Here is a 21,714-nt window from a genome sequence, read left to right on the forward strand (position 1 = left end):
TGATCAGGCTTCGGGCAACCCCAGCAATCGTCGATTGAAACCTTCGTCCGACTGCACGCTGGCGAAATCGTCGAAGGCCTTCTGCGTCTTGCTGATCATGTGCCGCTCGATGAACGCCGCCCCTTCTGCGGCACCCTGGGCGGAGTCCTTGAGGCAACACTCCCACTCAAGCACGGCCCAACCGCTGAAGTCGTATTGGGTCAGTTTGCTGAAGATCGATTTGAAGTCGATCTGGCCATCGCCCAGGGAACGGAAACGCCCCGGCCGCTCAACCCAGCCCTGGTAACCGCCGTAGACGCCCGAACGCGCATCGGGCCGGAACTCGGCGTCTTTGACGTGGAACATGCGGATGCGCGCGTGGTAGCGATCGATGAAGCCCAGGTAGTCCATTTGCTGGAGCAGCAGATGGCTGGGGTCATACAAAATCGCGGCGCGTGGATGGTGATCCACCGCCTCCAGAAAACGCTCGAACGAGGCGCCGTCGTGCAGGTCTTCACCGGGGTGGATTTCGTAGCACAGGTCGACACCGGCCTCCTCGAAGCAATCAAGAATCGGCAACCAGCGTTTGGCCAGTTCGGCAAAACCCTGTTCGACCAATCCGCTTGGGCGTTGCGGCCAGGGGTAGATATACGGCCACAGCAGCGCACCGGAAAAGGTTGCGTGGGCCTTCAGTCCCAAGCGCTGACTGGCCCGGGCTGCCAGCTTCAACTGCTCGATGGCCCATTCGGTGCGTGCTTGCGGCTGGCCGCGTAGATGCGCCGGGGCAAAGTCGTCGAACAGGGCGTCGAACGCCGGATGCACCGCCACCAGTTGACCTTGCAGGTGCGTCGACAACTCGCTGATCTCGACGCCCGCTTTTGCGCAGACTGCCTTCAATTCGTCGCAGTATTCCTGGCTTTCAGCGGCGCGCGCCAGGTCGATGTATTGCGTGCCCAAGGTCGGCAACTGAATGGCCTTGTAGCCTTGCGACGCCGCCCACTGGGCAATATTGGCCAGGGTGTCGAAGGGCGCTTCGGCGGACATGAACTGCGCGAGGAAGATCCCCGGGCCGCGCAGGCCTGCTTGAGAAGTAGGGTTCACGGGCGAGTGCTCCGGGTTCATTGAGGGCAGACCAGTTCGGTCCATTTCGTGTCGCCACGATGACTGGCGATCACGGTTTCGATGAAGGCCATGCCGCGCAGCCCGACGTCGATGCCCGGCACGCCGGGGGCCACGTTGCCGTCGACGTTGCTGCGAATCGCCGTGGCGAAATCGCCGTAGAGGTTGGCCATGGCTTCCAGATAGCCTTCGGGATGTCCGGCCGGCAGACGCATGCGCCGGGTCGCGGCGTCGCACAACCAGGGTTGGCCGACACCGGAACGCAGCACGCGCATTGGTTGGTCAAGGGAACGATGGATCAGGCTCGACGGCTCTTCCTGGCGCCATTCCAGGCCGCCCTTGTCGCCGTAGACGCGGATTTTCAACGGGTTCTCTTCACCCGCGCAGACCTGGCTGGCAATCAACACACCACTCGCGCCGTCAGCCATCTTGAACAGCATCGCGGCATCGTCGTCCAGTTGCCGGCTGGCAACGTGGGTATTCAACATCGCGCACAGGTGCTGGATGGGCTGGTCCGCCACGAATTCGGCCAATGAAAAGGCATGGGTGCCGATATCGCCGATGCAGCCGCCCAACCCGGACTGCTCAGGCAGGTCGCGCCAGCCGGCCTGCTTGTTGCCCTGCCCCGCCACATCCTCGCTCAGCCAGCCTTGGGGGTACTCGACAATCACCTTGCGCACGGAGCCGATCACCCCGTCGCGAACCATCTGCCGCGCCTGCCAGACCATCGGATAGCCCAGGTACGTGTGGGCCAGGCCATAGAGGCGATCGCTGCGTTCAAGCACAGCCTTGAGCGGCAGCAACTCGGCCAGATTCAACGCCGCCGGTTTCTCACTGAACACATGAAATCCCGCACTCAGCGCCTGGCTGGCAATCGGCGCGTGCAGGTGATTGGGGGTGACAATGATCAGCAGCTCCATGCGCTGATCGACCGGCAGCGCGCGCTCGGCTTCCAGCATCCGCCGCCAGTCGCTGTAGCAACGCGAAGCGCACAATCCCAGCGCGGCGCCGGTGTCCTGATTGTTGCGGGCGTCGCGACTGAACGCGCCACACACCAACTCAAAACGGCCATCGAGCCCGGCGGCCTGACGGTGGGCCTGACCGATGAAGGCGCCCTCCCCACCACCGACAAAACCCATTCTTATTTTTTTCACGGCAACACTCATCGCAACGTTTCTCTGTTTGAGGCGGTTTTCGGCGGCTTTACAGGAATGCATCCAAAAGTCGATGTAACCGGTTACATCATGACGGAAATCTAGGCCCTGTTTGACGAGGTGTCAAACCCCGGATGAATCTCCAGGAAAATTTCAGGGGTGGGCTTACCTGCGTTAAGCTCGCCCCTGCACAGTTCGATAACGAGGTGGTCTTGTCCAATATCCGCGAAGTAGCCAGGCTGGCCGGCGTCTCCGTCGCCACGGTGTCCAGGACGCTGAAGTCGCCTGAACGCGTGCTCCCCGACACGCGCGACAAGGTCAACGCCGCGGTGGAAAAAGCCGGTTATCGACCGAACCAGATGGCGGTGCAATTTCGCTCGCGCAGAACCGGCAACCTGGTGATTCTGGTGCCGACCATCGCCAACACGTTTTTCGCCAAGGTGATCAGCGGCGCGCAGCAAGCCGCCCAGCTCGCCGGGTATCGGCTGTTGCTGTGCGACACCCAGGGCCGCGAGGAAGTGGAACGGGAGTTTGCCGAATTGGTCTACGCCCATCAGGCCGATGGCGTGATCCAGTTACGCGCCTATGACCCTTTCGAAGCGCCCTTCCCCAGCGCCGATTTACCGCCGATCGTCAATGCCTGCGAGGTGATTCAGGGCGGCCGTCATCCCACCATCAGCCTCGACAACCGCGCGGCTGCCAAGGCCATGACCGAACATTTGATCGAACTCGGCCACCGCCGGATCGGCCTGATCAAAGGCCCGAAAAGCAGCCCGCTGACCCGCGATCGCGTGGCCGGTTATCAGGACGCCTTGCAACAGGCCGGTATCACGTCGGATGCCGCGCTGATCTGCCATGGCGATTTCAGTCTGAAGGCCGGACATGACGGCGCCGCCGCGATGCTGGAATTGCCCGACCGCCCCACGGCGTTGTTTTGCGAAAACGATGAAATGGCCATCGGCGCGTTGAAACGCATCAAGCAACAAGGCCTGCGCGTTCCTGAGGACATTTCATTGGTGGGCTTCGACGACATCCCCTTCGCGGCGTACTGCGACCCGCCGCTGACGACCATCTCGCAACCCGCCGAAACATTCGGTCAGAAAGCCGTCGAGATGTTGATCGCGCTGATCGAGAGGAAACCGATCGAACAGCGGCATGTGGTGTTGCCGTTCAAGTTGACGTTGCGCAACAGCACCGCAGTTGTCAGGGCGCGCTAACGGATGACCAAAGTGACCGCACCCCGATACCAGCGTTAGAATCCGACGGTTGAGTTCATTCGTATGAGGAAGCGCCTGTCATGTCCAGTCTCGACAACTCCCTGCAAGACACCGCCGCGCCTGACGGCGTCTGTTACGGCTGCGGCAGCAGCAATCCGCACGGGCTGCACATCAAGAGCTTCTGGCATGCGGACGGCGTGCATGTCATGGCCGAGCACGTGCCTGATCCCATGTATTGCGGCTGGCCGGAGTTGGTGTACGGCGGGTTGATCGCGATGCTGGTGGACTGTCATTCCAACTGGACGGCGATGGCTTATCACTACCGTGAGGAAAACCGCGAAGTCGCCAGCCTGCCCCGGATCAATTGCGTCACCGGCAACCTTGGCATCAAGTTCATCAAACCGACACCGATGGGTGTGCCATTGACCCTGCGTGCCAGAGTGGAAGGCGATGTCGGACGCAAAACCCGTGTCATCTGCGAGGTCTATGCCGGGGACGTACTCACGGCGGTTGGCGATTCCGTTTTTGTCCGCGTGGATACCGATCAATTGGCGGCGGCGGCGCACAGTCGGTAGGACCTAACCGAAAGCGGAATCGATCCTGCGTGTGGGTCGCGTAATTTACAAGGAGGTGTCATGAGCAACTTCCCCATCGTGGCCACGGTACTCGCGATGATATTGGGGCTCTCCGTCACTCGCCTGCTGATGGGTGCGCTGACGGTGTTCCGCATCCGCCGCGTCGCCGCGCCTGATTGGGTGGCGCTGGTCTGGGCGGTCATGCTTTTCACGTCCCAGCTGGATTTTTGGTGGGCGGTCAACGCGTTGCCGACGATCAAAGCGACCTTTTCGTTTGCCGAGTTTTTATTGCTGGTGCTCCTGGCGCTCTCGCTTTTTGTCTCTGCCGCGTTACTGCTGCCCAGTCGAAGTGAGGACGAGCAAAGCGGGCTTCGCGTTTACTTCGAACAGGATGGGCGCTACGCCCTTCTATCGTTTTCGACCTACCTCGTGCTCGGCCTCATCGTGAACGTCCTCTTCTTTCAGGTATCGCCGATGGCGCTTTGGGGGGCGCTGGATGTCGTCATGATTATTCTCCCGGTCTGCGCATTCAAGGCCAAATCGCGCAAAGCGTATTCGACGATCACCCTGATTTATGTGCCCATTTCTGCCCTGGACGTCGCCATTACACTGACCAGCTAGGCGGGTCGTGGAAAGTGGCGCGGGTGGCCGCAACCCTGGAGGGTGAATAGACCATCTTCGCAGTTGGCGAGAGTCGGCATGGCAGCTGTCCAGTCCAGTACAAGCGAAATCAAAAGGCAGCAATCGGCCAGGAGGGTCCACCTCGCCAGCCGCCTCAGGGACGAGCTGGTTGGACGGCAACTGGCGAGGCGAACACATAGACAATAGCTTCCCTTGCTGAACAGCCCTCACGCCGCTCATCAAATACCCCTGCTCGTCCGCCGCCTCCCTCCGCAGCTTTCGTTTAGACGTAAGCTCAACTACGGTGATTCCAAGACCGCTGTCCAACCGAGGAGCCCAGTGCATGTCCAGAATCTTCTCTCTGATGCTCGCCGGCCTGGTTCTGTATACCAGCCCGGCGATGGCAGACACCCTCAAGATCGGCGTGATCGGCGCCGGCAAGGTCGGCGGTACGCTTGGCACGCTCTGGGTAAAGGCCGGGCACTCGGTGATGTTTTCATCACGCCACCCCGAGGCGCTGGCGGACCTGGTCAAGGAGGCCGGCCCCAACGCGCGGGCCGGCTCGGTCACCGAGGCCGCGGCCTGGGGCGATGTGATCGTGTTGAGTGTTCCCTATGGCGCCATGCCGGCGCTGTCCGAACAGTTGAAGGGCAAACTGGACGGCAAAGTGATATTCAGCACCAGTAATCCATTTGGCGGCCGTGACGCAGATGTCGGGCGCAAGGCGCTGGACATGGGCGTGGCCCTGGCGGATCAGCAGTATCTGCCCGGCGTGCACCTGGTGCGGGCGTTCAACGCCATTGGCTTCGCCTCAATGAAAGGCCTTTCCGGCAAAAACAAGGCGATTCCTGTTTTCGCCGACGATGCCCAGGCCCGGGATATCGGCGTCCGGTTAGTGCGTGATGCCGGGTTTGTACCGGTGCTGTTCCCGCTGGCGCGCGCCAATGAGGGGTTGCCGGGCGGCCCGCTCAGCGGCGTCTGGCGTGAGGCCGACCTCAAGCAACGACGGGGCGTCGGTGAGCTTTGTCAGAATGTAGAGGCGACCTGCGCTGAAGCTCGTTAGTGTTGAAATCAATAGAGGGTCAGGTCCAACACCGTCTAATCTCAATGAAGCACAACCCCACACGGCTCGCCTCTTGATACAGGGGAAATGGGATGGCCAATAGAACAGCGCGCCAATGCTCGTCATGGGTCATACCCTCCCTGCTCGCCATCAACCTGGCGCTGATCGCGGGATGTTCCGGCAAAGCGTCCACCGCTCGCTATGCAACTTCAAGCGTGGGCTCAGCCTGCTATGCAAAAGCGCTTCCCACCGCTGGCGAGGGTGGACTGGCTTGGGGCTCCACCTTGAGCATGGCGCGTAAAAAATCCATGGATAATTGCATCCGCTATGCCGGCCGATCCGGTGGCACGCCGACTACCTGCCAAGTGGTGTTGGCGGAGTGCAGGCATTGAAACCTATGCAAAGCCGAGGAACGACAGGATAACCACGACGACCACCACTAACCCGACGATGTAGATGATGTTGTTCATGAAATCCACCTCTCAACCAGAATAGGACTGCGGCACGAAGGCTTACACCTACACGGTAGTGCAGCTTTGCTCGCAATGCCATTCAGCATGGGACGATCGAGCCTGACAGTTTCCCTTGCTCGCGGACTAGAGCCGAAAGTGCTGCTGCATGGCTTGGGAGAGCAAATCCACCGCTTCATCCCCATCTGAAGACGGCGATCGGACAAACACGACCTCATGCTCCGGTATGACGGGCAAACCAACGAGAATCTGCATACTTTCCGTCACCCGGGCGCGGTCTATCAGACTGATCGCCAACCCGGCCTCCACGCAGGCGCTGACGGCCTGGTTGGACGGACTGTCCAGCACCACGCGCCACCGGCGGCCGCTTTGTTTGAGTGATGCCACCATGGCTTGCCGATAAGGGCATTGCGCCGCATGCACGGCCAGTGGCAGCGGATCCATCGAGGCCAGCGACTTGTTTGCCGGCCCCACCCAGATCGGCGTGGTGGCGACGAGAAATTGCGCCTGCATGGTCAGTTGCCCCCTGGCTTGGGCAATCACCGCGGCCTGAAGCTTTCCACGCTGGACCTGGTCACGCAGCGAATCACTGGGGGCTGTCTTCAACTCCAGCACCACGTTGGGCCAGGCAGCGGCGAATGTCGGCAGGATGTCGCGGATGACATGGGCGGCGTATTCGTCGGGGACACCCAGGGTAATGCGTCCTGCCAGGTGGTTTCCATGCAGGTCGGCCAGCACCCGGTCATGGGTGCTCAGCAGTTCTGTCGTCGACAAAAGCAAACGCTTGCCCAGTGCGGTCAGGGAGACGGACTGATTATCGCGATTCAGCAAGCGCCCCCCGGCGACTGCCTCAAGCCGCTGGATATGCACGCTCACCGCCGCCGGGCTTTTATGCAGCTGCTCGGCCGCCGCACTGAATTTGCCAATCCGCGCCACCGCATGAAATGTACGTACCAGCTCGATATCGAGTATCGCCGTCATGATTTAATCTTCGTGAATGACTGCTGCACTTTATTTTGATTTATTAGATTAGGCCGATTTCATAGCCTGTGGCAATGAACCAGCCCACACCGATCTCCTGTCAGCAGCAAGTCATCCCCCACTGGCGCCAGAAGATGCCGCTGCCGCTGCTCGAGGCGGCTTTGATTCTGACCTGGAGTTCCGGATTCGTCGGCGCGCGATTCTCGATGGACTATGCGCCCCCCTTGTTGGTGGTGTTTTGGCGCTGCGTCGTGGTCACGCTGATCCTGTTTCCTTTCGTCGCCAGGCAATTGCGGCAAACCTCCCCTGCCGTGTTGCTGAAAAACGCCGGCATCGGTCTTCTGGCCATGGCCGGCTATCTGGCCGGCGTCATCCAAGGCATAGCCCTGGGCGTACCGGCGGGCCTTGCCGCGGTGTTCGCCAACCTGCTGCCGATGGCGGTCGCATTGCTGGCCGCTGGCGTGCTGGGGCAAAAACTGGCCTGGCAAGTCTGGACAGGGCTGGGCATCGGCCTGGTTGGGGTTGGGGTGGTGACGCTTGGCGCGCTGGCCTGGGGTAGCGCGCCCCTCTGGGCGTATGGCCTGCCGGTGCTCGGTACGCTTTCGCTCGCCATCGCGACACTCTGGCAGAAGCATCTGCACGCCTCTGAATCGCTGGACCTGCTGCCCAACCTGTGGCTGCAATGTTGCGTGTCGAGTTTTGCATTCGCCCTGATCGAGGGCACGCAAGGTAGCCTGGCGCCGATACCCGGCATGGGGTTTGCGCTGAGCGTACTGTGGACGGTGGGATTGTCTACGTTAGGCGGCTACGGGCTTTATTGGGTCTGCCTGCGCCGGGCGACAGCCACACGAGTGGCCAGCGTCTTGTACCTGAGCCCGCCCGTCACGATGCTTTGGGCCTGGGCCATGTTCAACGAACCGTTGTCATGGCAGATGGTGTCAGGCATGGCAGTGTCCGGGGTCGGCATCTGGATGGTGGTTCGGTCGGAGGCTCGGCAGGCTCGGCGGTAAAAGCTGATGGATGTTTCGGGACAGAAGTTGCTCTTGCCGACAGACTGCAATCGGCTGTGGATTCAACCGGTCGATGCAACACATCTAAATTCTGTGTAAGCAAAAGGAGTGTTGCAGATGGCCACGCTGGTTTACCAGCCCGGTATGACATGAAAATCCCGGTCTAGCGCTGGTTTTTAGATTATGCGCGGGACTCGGAAGGAATGAGGAGGACCAGATCAGTATCGCCTACGTCGACACCCGCTTGTGACAGCAGAGTAGTAACTTGGCCTCGGTGATGAGTCTGGTGGTTGAAGAAATGCATGACCAAGCCATAAAAGCTCCTGTCAGCGGGGGTTCCTTTCATGCTTGTGTAATTGAGGGTGTAATCTAAATCCGCCTCTGTAATCGAGCGAGACCACTCGACAATCACCTGATCGAGCCAAACGCGATGTGCCGAAAGTTCTCGGATATTTGAGAGCAGTAACTGGTCGAGGCTTTTGGGGGCCGGGAGCTGTCGAATCGGCTCCAGAGCCAACTGATTCGCCGGGTGCCTGGCAAATCGCTTTAGCCAGATAGTGTCCCCGGCCACCAGGTGATTCAACGTCCCGAGAATAGAACCAAAGAATGCTTTCCTATCCACTGACAGCTCTTCATCTGTCAGACTTCTGGCCGCCTCATAAACCTTTGCGTTCATCCAATCGTTATAGATAGCCATCTGGCAGATATGGTCGGTGCGGCCCATCGTGTTCATCCTTTGAGTGAATACTAGACAAGCGTTCCACGCTCATCTGGGGCCATTCTAGAGCAAGGCTTTTTGAATCGCCCTTGATTTCGTAGACACGTGACCGGCTATATCGGGTCGGTTGCTGCTGTTCGCGACAGGCAACTATCGGCCAACAGCAGCCGGTGAACGAAGCGATAGCTAATGAGTAGCTATGCTTGGTCTACTGCCGGAACTGATTGAGCAGATGGGGCTTTCCGACCATGGTGTATAACCCCCTTCAGCGGTCGCCCGACAGTCACAATGCCCGGTCTAGCCAGGCAAGATGACAGAGCAAGGAATGTAGTCGACCAAGCCCGTGAAGGTGTTATCACCCCACTTGAGGTCAACTTAGAGTTAGGCCCAAAGAGGAGTCCGCCATGACCGTAGTCGATCGCCTCAGGTATTTGCGCGTCGTTCTAGTTTTGGCTGGCCTCGCGTGCCTTGCGCTCTACCCACTGATGTTGTGGCCATCCGGCTGGGCCTGGCACGTCGGTCACTCGGACTACCCGATGATGATCGTTGGCCTCTACGCCACACTTGGGGTGTTCTTGATCCTGGCCGCACGCGACCCATTAGCCAATCTGAGCCTAATCTGGTTCACCGTATGGTCTAGCGCCGTTCACGGAGGAATCATGACCGTCCAGGCGCTCACCCAGCCGGGGCAAATGGGGCACTTGACAGGTGACGTGCCGGCGCTTTTCATCGTGGCGGTTGCCTTGGCCATCTTGACGCCCCGCTCGCAATTGGCCACTCAGCCCCGGACACACAATGGGGTCTAAGAGCAGGTTTGACTGTCAGGATCGGGACGAAAATTGCGTTTCAGTAAATCAACCACGGGCGAGCTGTCGATACGTCAGATCTCAGCTCATCCCGTGGTTTCTGGAAGCTTGGCGATCACCTTGATCTCGAACTGGTAACCGTAGAGCCACGTGACGCCGACGCCGGTCAGCGTCGGGTGCGGCGCATTACCCCAGAACTCTGGCAGAACCTTCCAGATCGTCTCGAACTTTGATTCGGGATCGACGATGAAGACGGTGACGTCAATCACATCGTCGAAGGTGCAACCGGCAGCGCCCAGGATTGCATTCAAATTGTTGAACGCGAGTCGAACCTGGGCCTCCAGATCGGGTTCGGGCGAGCCGTCTTCGTTACTGCCGACTTGTCCCGACACGAATAAGAAACCATTGGACTTGATAGCCGGCGAATAGCGATTGCGCTCATAAAGCGCCTGGCGTCCGGGTGGAAAAACAACATCACGCTGTGTCATAGGTGCCTCCATCAATGGGTCTAATCAGACCCGGAACAAACGATGTCGAGACTGTAAGGACTTGTGCCTGAGCGATAAACAAGCAACCGTAGCTATCACTGTTTGTGAAATCCAAACAATCTGATCGATAGCCGGGGCAGCAATGGACCGTTTTGATGCAATGCAGGCATTTGCTCGAGTGGTGGAAGCGGGCAGCTTCACCAAGGCAGCCGAAACACTGCACATGAGCAAGACCACCGTGACACAACTGGTCCAGCAGCTTGAGGCACGGTTGCGCGTCAAATTACTTAACCGCACGACTCGCAAAGTCAACGTCACCGCCGACGGTGCCGTTTATTACGAGCGAGTGCTCCAATTGCTGGCCGACATGGACGACGCCGAGACCAGCCTGTCCGGCGCCTCGACGCTGCCCAGGGGCCGGTTGCGAGTGGATGTGCCGAGCCCGCTGGCCAGCATGATTCTCGTACCCGCGTTGCCTGCGTTTTACGAGCGGTACCCAGACATCCAGATCGACATGGGCGTCAGCGATCGTATCGTGGATATGATTGATGAGAACGTCGATTGCGTGGTGCGCGGCGGCGAGCTGACGGATCAGTCGTTGATGGCCCGACGAGTAGGCGACCTCCAGCTTGGTGTTTTTGCAGCGCCCAGCTACCTGGCACGCGTCGGTACGCCTGCGCATCCGCGGGAGCTGGAAGATTCGCATCACCGTATCGTCGGTTTCCTGTGGGCGCGCACCGGCAAAGCCGTGCCCTATGCCCTGCACAACGACGTTGAGAGTGTCCGAATCAAAGGTCGCTACGCGCTGGCAGTCGACGATGGCAATGCCTACCTCGCGGCCGGCCTTGCCGGACTGGGCGTGCTTTGGCTGCCAAAGTACATGTCCAAGACCTTCGAAGCACGCGGCGAGTTAGTGCCCCTGTTCGAGAACTGGAAACTCGATCCGATGCCCATCTACGTGGCATTTCCGCCAAATCGGCATATCAGTATCAAACTGCGCGTGTTCATCGATTGGGTCGCTGAGCTGATGGCACACCATGCGCCGGTCAGCGACGGATATGACTCATGAATACAGCGTTGGGGAATTCGCCATGGCGGTCGCTTTGTCCAAATGATCGCGGTGACGGCTCCCACCACAATCAGTGCAATGCCCCTCCGGCACCGAGGGCCCTGGTAAGTACAACAGCAGCCCCAGGCAGGTCGCGAAGATCATTTCCAGGGACAGCAACAGGCTGTCCAGTGTCATGGGCAGGCGTATGGACGCGATGGTCCAGCCGCCCTCCTCTTTTCAAGACCTGAAGTGAGTCAAGACGATCTGCACAGTTCTCAATACGTTCAGAAGCCAAGAGCGTGGAGTCAAAGGCAACACTGTGTCCACTCCCAACGTAAACCGCGCTGGGTTTGAATCCCCACATTATTGGAAGCCTGAATCATGACTACCTTGAACAATGAGAACTGCAGAACGACCGGCGTCACTCAGAAAGTATCGCTCGGGGTTAGAACCACGGCGATCGGGACCTACGGTGCTTACGTTGCTCTGGCCATCATTTACTTCTGGTTCGGCGGCATGAAGTTCACGCACTATGAAGCCGAGGGCCTGGTCCCGTTGGTAAGCAACAGCCCTTTCCTCGGTTGGGTCTACAACATTTTCAGTGTGGATACGTTCTCCAGTCTGCTCGGTATCCTGGAAGTCTCGATCGGTCTCCTTATTGCGGGGCGCCTGCTGTCACCCAAGCTTTCATTGATCGGGGGTGCGTTGTCTGCCGGATTGTTTTTCACGACCTTGAGCTTCATGTTGTCGACACCTGGCGTGATTGAACCCGGCCTCGGTTTCCCGGCCATTTCGGTTGCACCTGGTCAGTTTCTCCTGAAGGATATCGGCTTGCTTGCCGCTTCGGTTTTCGTGGCCGGCCATTCTCTGACTGCACTGGAATCGCGTTGAACCGATGATTTGTCCTCCAGGAATGGCCTGAAACCGCTCGAGGTTTTCAGGCCATTTCGCTATCAGCCTCTCCTGCCGAATCCTTCATCCAGTCCCGGGGGCTGTAGCCCGTCTTGCGACGAAAAGCGCGGGCAAGCGCCGAAGGACTTTCATAACCGACCTCGGCGGCGATCAGCGTGATCGGTCGCCCTTCACGCAGACGCTTTTGCGCCAGGCTGATACGCCAACTCAACAGATAATCGGCCGGTGTCTGCCCGATGACGGCCCGGAAATGCACGGCATAGGCCGCGCGCGACATGTTTGACTCGCTCGCAAGCTCGGCAATCGACCAGGGACGATGCGGTGCGTTTTGAATCTGGACCAGGGAGCGCGCCAATCGTGAATCGGCCAGCCCGGCCATCATTCCGGTGTGCAACTGGTGGTGGTCGAGCAGATGCCGAAACAACAGGATGATCAGCAATTCGAACAAGCGATCCAGCGCAGCCTCCCTGCCGCAATGTCCGCCCGCCGCCTCAACGAACATCCATCTCAACGTGTCGGCCAGCATCGGTAGCTCATCCAGGGGCAGCACCAGCAGGTCGGGTAACGAAGCCGACAGCGGGTTATCGACCCCACCCTCGAACTCCATTGATGCGCACAGGAGTTGAGCCCCTTCGGGTTCATTGGCAAACAGTTGATGCCGGCGTGGTCGGGGCAGAAAAATCAGACTGGGCCGAGTCAGCAGCAAGTCCTTGCGATCGAGCCCCTGCAACGTGAGGGCACCGGCCTGAAGCAGGTGAATATGACCTCGCGTGTCAGCACCGTCGTAAGACGCCATGCCGCAAAGCTTGCCGTTGTAAAAGAGGTTGGCGCGCACGCCGAACTGCGACAACAGTGTAGACAAGCGATCCATGGGCGATCTCTGGGCGAGGTGTAGATACGAAATAGCATATCACCGAGGGGGTTGCGGTCCGATTGGGTCCTTTCCCCACGCGGCGGGCGCTCCAGGCGTTGTATGCTTGGCGCACCTGTGTGATACACAACACCTGATTGTGTGAGTCCTGAGTTCTGACGAGGTTTTGCTTATGCCCCACTCCCCACGCATCCCGCAACTGCTGGCCTGCGCCCTGATCGGTTTATTCGCTGGCGGCGCACAGGCGAGCACGCCCTCCCCAGCGCCCGAGAGTTTGCAACCGCTGCTGGTGACGATGAATGAGCGACTGAACATTGGTGATTTGGTGGCGCTGGCCAAGTGGGACAGCGGCAAACCCATCCAGGACAGTGCCCGAGAAGCGCAAGTCATTGCTAATGCCAGGAAGATGGCGGTTAAACGCAAACTGGACCCGGAACAGGTCGCCGAGTTGATCGCCGCACAGATCGAAGCCAACAAGCTCGTGCAGTACGGACTGCTCGCCAATTGGCGGGCGGCCGGCAAGGCGCCTGACACACCGCGGCCGGACCTTGCCAAACAGATCAGGCCCCAACTGGATGAGCTGCAAAACCGGCTGTTGCAGCAATACGCTGAGTTCGCGCCCTATCGCAAAGACCCGAACTGCCCCAACTGGCTGGGCGAGGCACGCGCCGGCCTGATCAAGGACCAACTGCATGGTCAGGCATTGATACGCGCGACCGGGGAGCTGTGTGTCGCCGATCAGTGACAGGCCGACGGTAGTCTCGGGCAGCCATTGACTGCATCAATAGTCACCATTAACTCAATGAAGTTCTCTTAAAAACTCCGGGGCGTAACATCGCCTCCATACCAAACAACTACACCCCGGAGCACACCATCATGAAACGCCAAATCCTTCTCAGCATCGCTTTCTCGGTTTTTGCAGTTAACGCTTTCGCCGCTACCTCTGCTCACCCGGTTGTCGCTGAAGGCGGCTCGGATCGTCTGATTGAAAGTCGCGTGGCTGAAGGTGGTTCGGATCGTTTGATCGAAAACCGCGTTGCTGAAGGTGGTTCCGACCGTCTGATTGAAAACCGCGTCGCCGAAGGTGGTTCCGACCGTCTGATCGAAAACCGCGTCGCTGAAGGTGGTTCCGACCGTCTGATTGAAAACCGCGTCGCCGAAGGTGGTTCCGACCGTCTGATCGAGAACCGCGTTGCTGAAGGTGGTTCCGACCGTCTCATCGAAAACCGCGTCGCTGAAGGTGGTTCCGACCGCCTGATTGAAAACCGCGTTGCTGAAGGTGGTTCCGACCGTCTGATCGAGAACCGCGTCGCCGAAGGTGGTTCCGACCGCCTGATTGAAAACCGCGTCGCCTGAATGAATGGCTTCACAGCGGTACCCATCAAAAAGCCCGGCCTGACCCGCCGGGCTTTTTCGTGAGCTACTTTTAGTACATTCGCATAGCCGTCAGTCGATCTTCGCGGCACTATCAGGGTCTTGCCGCAAGCCATCGGGCGACACTGCATGTGCAACACTGAAACGTTCTACAGAACAACAAAAATACAGGAGTTGAAAATGTCTGAGCTGAACCTGCACCCCAACGCCGCACACTCCCTGAAGCAATGGCACGACATGATCCGCAAGGGTGACTTGAGCGCCCTGCCGGAGTTGTTGGACCCACAGGCAGTATTCCGCTCACCGATGGCCCACACGCCCTACCCGGGAGCGGCCGTGGTATCGATGATTCTCAACACGGTAGTCAACGTATTTGAGGATTTTGCCTATCACCGGGAACTGTCGACGGCCGACGGCTTGAGCGTCGTCCTGGAGTTCAGCGCCAAAGTGAACGGTAAAGAGTTAAAGGGTATCGACATGATCCGCTTCAATGAACACGGAAAAATCGTCGAATTCGAGGTGATGGTTCGCCCATTCAGTGCCTTGCAAGCCTTGGGCGAGCAAATGGGACAACGACTTGGCGCTTTTCTGGCCGCCAGCAAAGCCTGATTGCAAAGCATCGGTTGGGGCGCGGTGCTGCAGGGGGCCGACAGGCAACCCGAGCACCTCGCTCTATACCGGCTAATCACCCATTGCAGTTCTTACGCAGGAGTTGGCAATGAACTTCAGATGCTCACTTGCAACCCTAATGATCAGCGTAAGCCTTTTCGGCTGCGCCACTTCAACAGACCATGGCGTGTCTGTCCCCTTGGTCGCCACCCGACAGAACACCGGCCAGATCGGCAACGTCACGCTGACAAGCTGGGAAAAACAGACCGGACTCAGCTTCTTCATCACGGGAGCTCCCAGCGGAGCGACTTTGCCCTTGCGTCTCTACAGCTTCATCCATAAAGGCACCTGTCAGCAGCCCGGGCCAGTGGCCTTTGCAATGAACGACAAGGTCAACACCCTGCGCGAACCTGTACGCGGCTGGTCGTTCTCAAGAAGTGCACCGATCGCCCTGCAAGACCTGCTTTCCAGCGAGTATTCCATCGTCGTGCGAACGGCTCCGGAGAGTGGCAACGTCGATATTTTTTGCGGTGACATCAAGCAGGGAGGCGCAGTGAAGTAGCCATTCGAAACGGCTTATTCCCTGTCTTTCGTAGTACGGATGAGGTTGTCCCGTAATTTCACAATGGCTTTCTGCATTTGCACGAATTCGTCGGGATCAAGACCGGTTTGCGGGAAGCCTTCCTCCGTGAGGCCTTCACGCAGTTTTCGCCCCTCGCTTGTGAGGCGGATGCGAACCTGCCGCTCGTCTTCCGGGTCGCGCTGGCGCAGCAGATAACCCATCGCCTCCAGTTTCTTCAGGATCGGCGTGAGGGTGTTGGATTCGAGGAACAGCTTTTCGCCAAGGCTGCCAACGGTCTGGTTGTCTTCTTCCCACAGCACCACAAGGGTGATGTATTGCGTGTAGGTAAGTCCGAGCCGTTCAAGCATTGGCTTGTATGCCTTGCCGAAAGCGAGGTTAGAGGAATAGACAGCAAAGCACAGGAAGTCGGAAAGCTTCAGGTCGAGGGCGGCTGTCTTTTCGGTGGATTTCATGAGCGTTCTCTGTGGCCAAAGACGGATGGACTGCAAGGTCAGACTATACGTCGCATGCGATGGCATCGGAAGTGCTCACTGCTACGGCCGGCGCTTTCAGGTCGATCAGGCCTTTGAAGGCCGACGACCGGTCCAACGGGAACGCCCCTTGATCGCGCGGTTCAGATCACTTTCACGCAGGAGCTGACCAGCATGCTGATTTCATACTCGCGCTTGCGTCTCCGGGCCAAGGGGTGAGCCTGCCCTGCCCCTCTTCTTCACTTTGACGCATGACGAGGATCGTCACGACGGTCAATGTACTCAAGCCCCAGCGGACCTGTTCCGTACACCTGAGAAATATATTCCCCCGATCTGGCCCAGTGAAAATGCGGCGTATTAGCCGGGAGCACCACGACACTGCCCGGGCCATAAGCGACCAACTTGTCCGGATCAAACACAGAGCCAAAACCAATGTAAAACACACCGGACATGACGGTGTATATACGGTCTTCAGGATGGGTATGGGGCATTAACTTCGTGCCATTCGGTACTTTGACTCGCACGACGTAGGGGCCTGGCTTGGCAGGATCACCGACCAATACAGCCAGTTTTACTGCTTGCGGAAACGCTGGAAAGCTACGCCACTCCACGTCTTCGTTATACAAAGCACCGGTTTTACCGAGCGGCAATGGTTGTGCTTGAACCACCGACAGGGTTGTACACAGGGCAAGAAACGTAGTCAGGCAAGCAGTTTTCATAATGCTCTGAATCATGGGAGGCTCCTGAGAAAAATGTCCTCTCTACTGTAGGGGTGGCGATCGCCTGTGATAATGCCGCTGATGCGTATTTCAGTTGATACGCAATGTAATCAATTCAATAACAGGTGTCATAACAGCCCCCCGACTCACGGCGATGGCGAGCCCTTTCACTTCGCGAGCGTCTGCGCTGACACAACCTCCAACGGAGGGATGAATTCAGTCCGGGCTCTTGCCAACCAACAGTTCGCCCGGACGCTCACCCTCCCCCCTCACACCTGATCCATCGCCTCGAACACACCCTTGTCCTCACCCAGGAATCCGCCGCTTTGGTGCTGCCACAGCCGCGCATAGACGCCGTTCTTCCCAAGCAATTCGCTGTGAGTGCCCTGTTCGATGATGCGTCCGTCATCCATGACGATGAGTCGGTCCATGGCCGCAATCGTGGACAGCCTATGGGCGATAGCGATCACGGTCTTGCCCTGCATCATTTCATCGAGGCTTTCCTGAATGGCGACTTCGACTTCCGAGTCCAGGGCGCTGGTGGCCTCGTCAAGCAGCAGGATCGGGGCGTTCTTGAGCATCACACGGGCAATCGCGACGCGTTGGCGCTGGCCGCCCGACAGCTTGATGCCGCGCTCACCCACAAGGGTGTCGTAGCCGGTACGGCCCTGCCGGTCGCTCAGTTGGCTAATGAATCCATCGGCCTGGGCATTGGCCGCGGCGCTGCGAATTTGCGCCTCGGTCGCATCGGGACGGCCGTAAGCGATGTTGTCGCGAATAGAACGGTGCAGCAGGGAGGTGTCCTGCGTGACCATGCCGATGGAGCCGCGCAGGCTTTCTTGCGTCACGTGTGCAATGTTTTGGCCGTCAATGCGAATCTCCCCGCTGTCGACGTCGTAGAAGCGCAGTAGCAGGTTGATCAGCGTGGATTTGCCAGCGCCAGAGCGGCCGACCAGGCCGATTTTTTCGCCCGCGCGAATGCTCAGGCTCAGGCCATCGAGCACCTGGCGTTCGCCATTGTAGTTGAAGCTCACCTTATCGAAGGTGACTGCGCCCCCAGAGGTCACCAGCGCGCCCGCGCCCGGTGCATCCTGCACCTTGGCGCCCAGGGTCAGTGTTGCCATGCCGTCCTGTACGGTGCCGATGCTCTCGAACAGCGAGGTCATTTGCCACATGATCCAGTGCGACATGCCGTTGATCCGCAACGCCATGGCGGTGATTGCCGCCACGGCACCCGCGCCAACCTCACCCAGGTGCCATAGCCACAGGGCATAACCACCGGCTGCCATGATCAACGCCACCACCAATGCCTGGTTGACGATCTCGAACTGGCTGACCAGACGCATCTGGCGAAAGCCGGTTTGCTTGAAATCCTCCATCGCGGCACGCGCGAAGTGCGCTTCACGATTGGAGTGGGAGAACAGTTTGACCGTCGTGATGTTGGTGTAGGCGTCCGAGATACGCCCGGTCATCATCGACCGCGCATTGGCCTGTTCCTGCCCGACTTTCCCCAGACGGGGTACGAAGTACAGCATGGCCAGACCGAACAACACGACCCAGGCAACGAACGGCAGCATCAGTTTCAGCGCGAAGCCGCCGGCCAGTGCGATGATCGCGATGAAATACACCCCGATCCCGGGTGCGATCTCGATCAGGGTGAAGAGCACGTCGCGCACCGCTAGCGCCGTCTGCATCACCTTGGTAGTGACTCGCCCGGAAAACTCATCGGAGAAAAACGAAAGGCTTTGCCGCAGCATCAGGCGATGGAAGTCCCAACGCAGCCGCAACGGCAAGTTAATCGCCAATATCTGGTGCTGCACCATGGTGCGCAACGCCACCAGCCCGACACTGGTCACCATGACGATGCCCATGCCCCACAACACGCGACTTTCCTGCGCCGCCGCTTCACCGCCCGCCTGCCAGGTCGAGAGCAGGTCCACGACCTGACCGAGGAAGGAAAACAGCCAGGCTTCGTAGATCGATACACAGGCACTGAGCAACGCAAGCGCAAGGATGTAACCGCGGGCGCCCCGGGTACAGGCCCACAGGAAACGAGCCAGACCGGCGGGTGGTGGTGGTACCTCGTCAGGAGGAAAAGGGTCGAGTCTTCGTTCAAACGCACGAAGCATGGTGTTCTCCAAAACGATCAAGTGGGGGAGATTCTGCCATTGAACGGTTGCTTTGAGGGTTTTGTGAAATTGAGGTAAGGCGCTGCTGGCCGGCTGCTGGCCGATTGCACCGCCGAACTGACTCAGCAATGACAGAAAGTGCTCGGATTCAGGTTCGCTTCGAGCGCCAAGGCACCGGGCGATCCATGGCCCCGGTCGCAGGAATTTGAAATGCACGGCGTTGCTCGACAGAATGGCGCCCCGATTCGGCCAAAGTGCCGGTCGTTTGTGGTGAAAAGGGGTTGCGGTTGAACGAACAGACATTGTCCATGCGCCTGGAACGCGTGGCGGCGCATGTGCCAGCCGGTGCGCGCCTCGCCGATATCGGCTCGGATCACGGCTACCTGCCGGTGGCGTTGATGCGCCGGGGCGTCATCGCATCGGCGGTGGCCGGTGAGGTGGCATTGACGCCGTTCCACTCGGCTGAACGCACCGTGCGCGAAAGCGGTCAAGACCTGCGAATCACCGTGCGCCTGGCCAATGGCCTGGCGGCCATCGAGCCGGAAGACGGGATCACGGCGATCAGCATCTGCGGCATGGGCGGCGAGACGATCCGCGACATCCTCGACAGCGGCAAGGCGCACCTGAGCGGCCAGGAACGCCTGATCCTGCAACCCAACGGCGGCGAGCAGCCGTTGCGCCAATGGCTGATGGACAACGGTTACCGCATCCTCTGCGAGGAACTGCTGCGGGAAAACCGCTTTGACTACGAAATCATCGTCGCCGAGCGTGCCGCTCCGGTGCTGTACACCGCCGAGGAGCTGTATTTCGGCCCGCTGCAGATGCAGGCACGTAGCCCGGCGTTCCTGCTCAAGTGGCAGCGCATCTTGCGCCACAAGCAGCAGACCCTGACCCACTTCGCCCGTGCGCGGCAGGCCGTGCCCGAGGCGAAGCTGCAAGAGATCGCCCGGCAGGCCCGATGGATCACCGAGCTGCTGGCTTGAGATTGTGCAGGGCTTACGCGAACAGTGCAGAGCGGTGATCCGGCAAAGCTAAAAACACCTCAGGCAACAGCATTCCCCATGCCGGCGGCGCTGTTCGGATCATCATATTCGCCTGTAGCAAAGGGTCCACCCTCGAGGTGATAGACCGTCGGTTCCTCCGAAAAATATTCCTCCAAGCCCATCATGAATATCCGATGGTCTTCACTCGCCTCGAAGCCCGGCGTGTGATCCTCGAGTGATTGCCATCGCACGATCAGGTTGAATAGCTGGGGAGTTTCGATCCCTTGAGCGAGCAAGTGACCGCGGTAACCCTTTGCGCGGCTGAGCAAAGGAGCGACCTCGGCAAATGCACGCCTGAACGTTTCAATCTGTTCTTTGTGCACGGGTAGCACAGCGATTTCGTAAATCATGGCGTTCCCTTAAAGTGAGTTCAACGGTCAAAATTACGCACTGACGAGATGGGACGATGGCCCTACTGCAATCGCGATTTTTCCTTGAACACCGTTGTTGGGCCTCTCCAGAAGGGCATGGGCGAGCGCAATGTCGGCAAGCGAATAGACAGCGCCAACGTGCGGCCGCAGCTGACCGCGTTCTATCAATGCGCTCAACTCATCAAGCTTGCCGCGGTTTTGTCTTGTGAAAACGAAGTGATAACTCGCGTTCTTGCCCCAGGCCTGAACGACGTTTTGTGGCTGGGCAATGTCCACAATCGAGACAACGCGGCCCAGTTGTGCGAGCACGTCGGGGCTGCGCGACAGTGTGTTGCCGCCGATGGTGTCGAACACGACATCGACTCCGCGACCACCGGTTTCCCGGATGATGGCGTCGACGTAATCCTCCTTTTCGTAGTCGATGATCACGTCGGCACCCATACTTCGAGCGAACTCAACGTTTGCTTCGCGCACAGTCGTGAACACCCTTGCGCCCATGGCTTTTGCCAGCTGGATCGCCACATGACCGACGCCTCCCGCGCCGCCGTGGACCAGGATGCTTTCCCCCACTCGGAGCTCAGCACGCACAGCCAGTGCTTCCCACGCCGTTCCTCCGACCAGACTCAGGCTTGCCGCCTCAAGATGGCTGATCGAGGAAGGCTTCTTTCCGACAATGCTTTCGGCAGCAACGTGGTACTCGGCATAACTGCCTGGCCCGTCGAATATTTGCGGGGTGTACCAGACTTCGTCTCCCGGGGCGAAGGTCGTCACACCCGGCCCAACGGCTTCGACAACGCCAGATACGTCGTGTCCGGTAATGGCTGGCAGTTGCACCAGATCGGGATAATCGCCACGTCGTACCTGGTAATCCAGCGGATTGATGGAGGTTGCGTGTACCCGGACAAGGACCTGTCCTGTGTTCGGTACTGGCTTGGGCACGTCACGAAGTTCGAACGATTCCGGGCCGCCAAATGATTTGAGTATGAGCGCTTTCATGGTCAATCCTCGTTTCGATAAAAAGGGATATCGGGATTTCTCGATATCTTACGGTAAAAAAGCTACAGCTCTTTCCCCATGAGCTCGACTAGAGCACTGATGGTTGCTTCATTGCGCTTGTAGTAGGTCCACTGACCGATGCGCCTGACCTCGACCAGGCCCACTCGTTGCAGCGTTGCCAGATAATCAGACACCGTCGACTGCGACAGGCCGACGCCTTCTTGAATACTACTGACGCAGACGCCCACCGTATGAACGTCACCTTCATCCTGCGGAGGGAAGTTCTTGGCTGGATCCTTCAAACCTTTCAAGATTTCAAGGCGTGTACGGTTTGAGAGGGCTTTGAATATTTCGAGTAATTCCATAACTCGAAGATATCGACATT

General features: G+C 58.9%; 26 protein-coding genes. 14 read left to right on the top strand and 12 right to left on the bottom strand.

Features of this window, described 5'->3' with window-relative positions:
- Positions 1-3: 3 nt before the first annotated feature.
- On the bottom strand, positions 4-1,101 hold the full coding sequence (locus BLU63_RS30755; RefSeq protein WP_083377070.1) for a sugar phosphate isomerase/epimerase family protein: 1,098 nt from the start codon (positions 1,099-1,101) through the stop codon (positions 4-6).
- The gene (locus tag BLU63_RS30760; RefSeq protein ID WP_174604247.1) at positions 1,098-2,237 is read right to left on the bottom strand and encodes a Gfo/Idh/MocA family protein; all 1,140 of its coding nucleotides are present in this window, start codon (positions 2,235-2,237) and stop codon (positions 1,098-1,100) included. The genes BLU63_RS30755 and BLU63_RS30760 overlap by 4 nt, the downstream gene beginning before the upstream one ends.
- Positions 2,238-2,464: 227 nt before the next feature.
- Here BLU63_RS30760 and BLU63_RS30765 point away from each other — a divergent pair, with 227 nt between their 5' ends.
- The 5 genes from BLU63_RS30765 to BLU63_RS33500 all read left to right on the top strand — a co-directional run bounded on the left by BLU63_RS30765 (position 2,465) and on the right by BLU63_RS33500 (position 6,120).
- Positions 2,465-3,469, top strand: a complete 1,005-nt coding sequence (locus tag BLU63_RS30765) for a LacI family DNA-binding transcriptional regulator (RefSeq protein WP_083377072.1) — start codon at positions 2,465-2,467, stop codon at positions 3,467-3,469.
- Between the two features lie 80 nt (positions 3,470-3,549).
- Positions 3,550-4,044, top strand: a complete 495-nt coding sequence (locus BLU63_RS30770; protein WP_077750369.1) for a PaaI family thioesterase — start codon at positions 3,550-3,552, stop codon at positions 4,042-4,044.
- A 60-nt stretch (positions 4,045-4,104) separates the two neighbouring features.
- The gene (locus BLU63_RS30775; protein ID WP_077750368.1) at positions 4,105-4,665 is read left to right on the top strand and encodes a hypothetical protein; all 561 of its coding nucleotides are present in this window, start codon (positions 4,105-4,107) and stop codon (positions 4,663-4,665) included.
- A 343-nt stretch (positions 4,666-5,008) separates the two neighbouring features.
- The gene (locus tag BLU63_RS30785; RefSeq protein ID WP_083377073.1) at positions 5,009-5,728 is read left to right on the top strand and encodes an NADPH-dependent F420 reductase; all 720 of its coding nucleotides are present in this window, start codon (positions 5,009-5,011) and stop codon (positions 5,726-5,728) included.
- 92 nt (positions 5,729-5,820) lie between these two features.
- Positions 5,821-6,120 (top strand): hypothetical protein, encoded by a 300-nt coding sequence (locus BLU63_RS33500; RefSeq protein ID WP_077750366.1) that lies wholly within the window; start codon positions 5,821-5,823, stop codon positions 6,118-6,120.
- A gap of 204 nt (positions 6,121-6,324) precedes the next feature.
- Here the strand turns inward: BLU63_RS33500 and BLU63_RS30795 are convergent, their stop codons facing one another.
- Positions 6,325-7,179 (bottom strand): LysR family transcriptional regulator, encoded by an 855-nt coding sequence (locus BLU63_RS30795; RefSeq protein ID WP_083377074.1) that lies wholly within the window; start codon positions 7,177-7,179, stop codon positions 6,325-6,327.
- Positions 7,180-7,253: 74 nt separating this feature from the next.
- On the opposite strand from BLU63_RS30795, the gene BLU63_RS30800 reads away from it, so the two are divergent.
- Positions 7,254-8,189 (top strand): DMT family transporter, encoded by a 936-nt coding sequence (locus tag BLU63_RS30800; RefSeq protein ID WP_083377075.1) that lies wholly within the window; start codon positions 7,254-7,256, stop codon positions 8,187-8,189.
- 181 nt (positions 8,190-8,370) lie between these two features.
- Here BLU63_RS30800 and BLU63_RS30805 read toward each other — a convergent pair whose 3' ends face one another.
- Positions 8,371-8,913, bottom strand: coding sequence for a DinB family protein (locus tag BLU63_RS30805; RefSeq protein ID WP_083377076.1), 543 nt, complete (start codon positions 8,911-8,913; stop codon positions 8,371-8,373).
- A gap of 398 nt (positions 8,914-9,311) precedes the next feature.
- On the opposite strand from BLU63_RS30805, the gene BLU63_RS30810 reads away from it, so the two are divergent.
- Complete coding sequence (locus tag BLU63_RS30810) at positions 9,312-9,713, top strand: DUF6632 domain-containing protein (RefSeq protein WP_083377077.1); 402 nt, start codon at positions 9,312-9,314, stop codon at positions 9,711-9,713.
- Positions 9,714-9,799: 86 nt separating this feature from the next.
- Here the strand turns inward: BLU63_RS30810 and BLU63_RS30815 are convergent, their stop codons facing one another.
- Entirely contained in the window at positions 9,800-10,201 is a 402-nt protein-coding gene (locus BLU63_RS30815; RefSeq protein WP_010459176.1) for a RidA family protein, read from the bottom strand.
- Between the two features lie 142 nt (positions 10,202-10,343).
- On the opposite strand from BLU63_RS30815, the gene BLU63_RS30820 reads away from it, so the two are divergent.
- Both BLU63_RS30820 and BLU63_RS30830 read left to right on the top strand, forming a co-directional pair.
- Complete coding sequence (locus BLU63_RS30820; RefSeq protein ID WP_083377078.1) at positions 10,344-11,270, top strand: LysR family transcriptional regulator; 927 nt, start codon at positions 10,344-10,346, stop codon at positions 11,268-11,270.
- Positions 11,271-11,633: 363 nt separating this feature from the next.
- Complete coding sequence (locus BLU63_RS30830; protein ID WP_083377080.1) at positions 11,634-12,143, top strand: YkgB family protein; 510 nt, start codon at positions 11,634-11,636, stop codon at positions 12,141-12,143.
- A 46-nt stretch (positions 12,144-12,189) separates the two neighbouring features.
- Here BLU63_RS30830 and BLU63_RS30835 read toward each other — a convergent pair whose 3' ends face one another.
- Positions 12,190-13,035, bottom strand: a complete 846-nt coding sequence (locus BLU63_RS30835) for a helix-turn-helix transcriptional regulator (protein ID WP_083377081.1) — start codon at positions 13,033-13,035, stop codon at positions 12,190-12,192.
- 172 nt (positions 13,036-13,207) lie between these two features.
- Between BLU63_RS30835 and BLU63_RS30840 the strand changes: the two genes are divergently transcribed.
- The 4 genes from BLU63_RS30840 (at position 13,208) to BLU63_RS30855 (ending at position 15,580) form a co-directional block, all read left to right on the top strand.
- Positions 13,208-13,780: a chorismate mutase gene (locus tag BLU63_RS30840; RefSeq protein WP_083377082.1), complete on the top strand. Its 573-nt coding sequence runs from the start codon at positions 13,208-13,210 to the stop codon at positions 13,778-13,780.
- A gap of 131 nt (positions 13,781-13,911) precedes the next feature.
- Positions 13,912-14,391, top strand: coding sequence for a phage infection protein (locus BLU63_RS30845; protein WP_083377083.1), 480 nt, complete (start codon positions 13,912-13,914; stop codon positions 14,389-14,391).
- A 198-nt stretch (positions 14,392-14,589) separates the two neighbouring features.
- Complete coding sequence (locus BLU63_RS30850; RefSeq protein WP_010459164.1) at positions 14,590-15,018, top strand: nuclear transport factor 2 family protein; 429 nt, start codon at positions 14,590-14,592, stop codon at positions 15,016-15,018.
- A 109-nt stretch (positions 15,019-15,127) separates the two neighbouring features.
- Positions 15,128-15,580 (top strand): hypothetical protein, encoded by a 453-nt coding sequence (locus BLU63_RS30855; RefSeq protein WP_077750118.1) that lies wholly within the window; start codon positions 15,128-15,130, stop codon positions 15,578-15,580.
- 14 nt (positions 15,581-15,594) lie between these two features.
- On the opposite strand, the gene BLU63_RS30860 is transcribed toward BLU63_RS30855, so the two are convergent.
- The 3 genes from BLU63_RS30860 to BLU63_RS30870 all read right to left on the bottom strand — a co-directional run bounded on the left by BLU63_RS30860 (position 15,595) and on the right by BLU63_RS30870 (position 18,919).
- Entirely contained in the window at positions 15,595-16,053 is a 459-nt protein-coding gene (locus BLU63_RS30860) for a MarR family winged helix-turn-helix transcriptional regulator (RefSeq protein ID WP_010459160.1), read from the bottom strand.
- 257 nt (positions 16,054-16,310) lie between these two features.
- The gene (locus BLU63_RS30865) at positions 16,311-16,805 is read right to left on the bottom strand and encodes a cupin domain-containing protein (RefSeq protein ID WP_010459158.1); all 495 of its coding nucleotides are present in this window, start codon (positions 16,803-16,805) and stop codon (positions 16,311-16,313) included.
- A 254-nt stretch (positions 16,806-17,059) separates the two neighbouring features.
- On the bottom strand, positions 17,060-18,919 hold the full coding sequence (locus BLU63_RS30870) for an ABC transporter ATP-binding protein (RefSeq protein WP_077750115.1): 1,860 nt from the start codon (positions 18,917-18,919) through the stop codon (positions 17,060-17,062).
- 287 nt (positions 18,920-19,206) lie between these two features.
- On the opposite strand from BLU63_RS30870, the gene BLU63_RS30875 reads away from it, so the two are divergent.
- Entirely contained in the window at positions 19,207-19,902 is a 696-nt protein-coding gene (locus BLU63_RS30875; RefSeq protein WP_304362802.1) for a tRNA (adenine(22)-N(1))-methyltransferase, read from the top strand.
- 59 nt (positions 19,903-19,961) lie between these two features.
- Here the strand turns inward: BLU63_RS30875 and BLU63_RS30880 are convergent, their stop codons facing one another.
- From BLU63_RS30880 to BLU63_RS30890, 3 genes are all read right to left on the bottom strand, one after another.
- Positions 19,962-20,312 carry an antibiotic biosynthesis monooxygenase family protein gene (locus BLU63_RS30880; protein WP_083377085.1) on the bottom strand — a complete coding sequence of 117 codons (351 nt, stop codon included), beginning with the start codon at positions 20,310-20,312 and terminating at the stop codon, positions 19,962-19,964.
- Between the two features lie 33 nt (positions 20,313-20,345).
- A complete protein-coding gene (locus BLU63_RS30885; RefSeq protein ID WP_083377086.1) occupies positions 20,346-21,329 on the bottom strand; it encodes a zinc-dependent alcohol dehydrogenase family protein in 984 nt (327 codons plus the stop codon).
- A 62-nt stretch (positions 21,330-21,391) separates the two neighbouring features.
- Positions 21,392-21,694, bottom strand: coding sequence for an ArsR/SmtB family transcription factor (locus tag BLU63_RS30890; RefSeq protein ID WP_010459152.1), 303 nt, complete (start codon positions 21,692-21,694; stop codon positions 21,392-21,394).
- Between the last annotated feature and the right edge of the window lie 20 nt (positions 21,695-21,714).

The sequence above is a fragment of the Pseudomonas mandelii genome (assembly GCF_900106065.1).
GTDB lineage: Bacteria > Pseudomonadota > Gammaproteobacteria > Pseudomonadales > Pseudomonadaceae > Aquipseudomonas > Aquipseudomonas mandelii.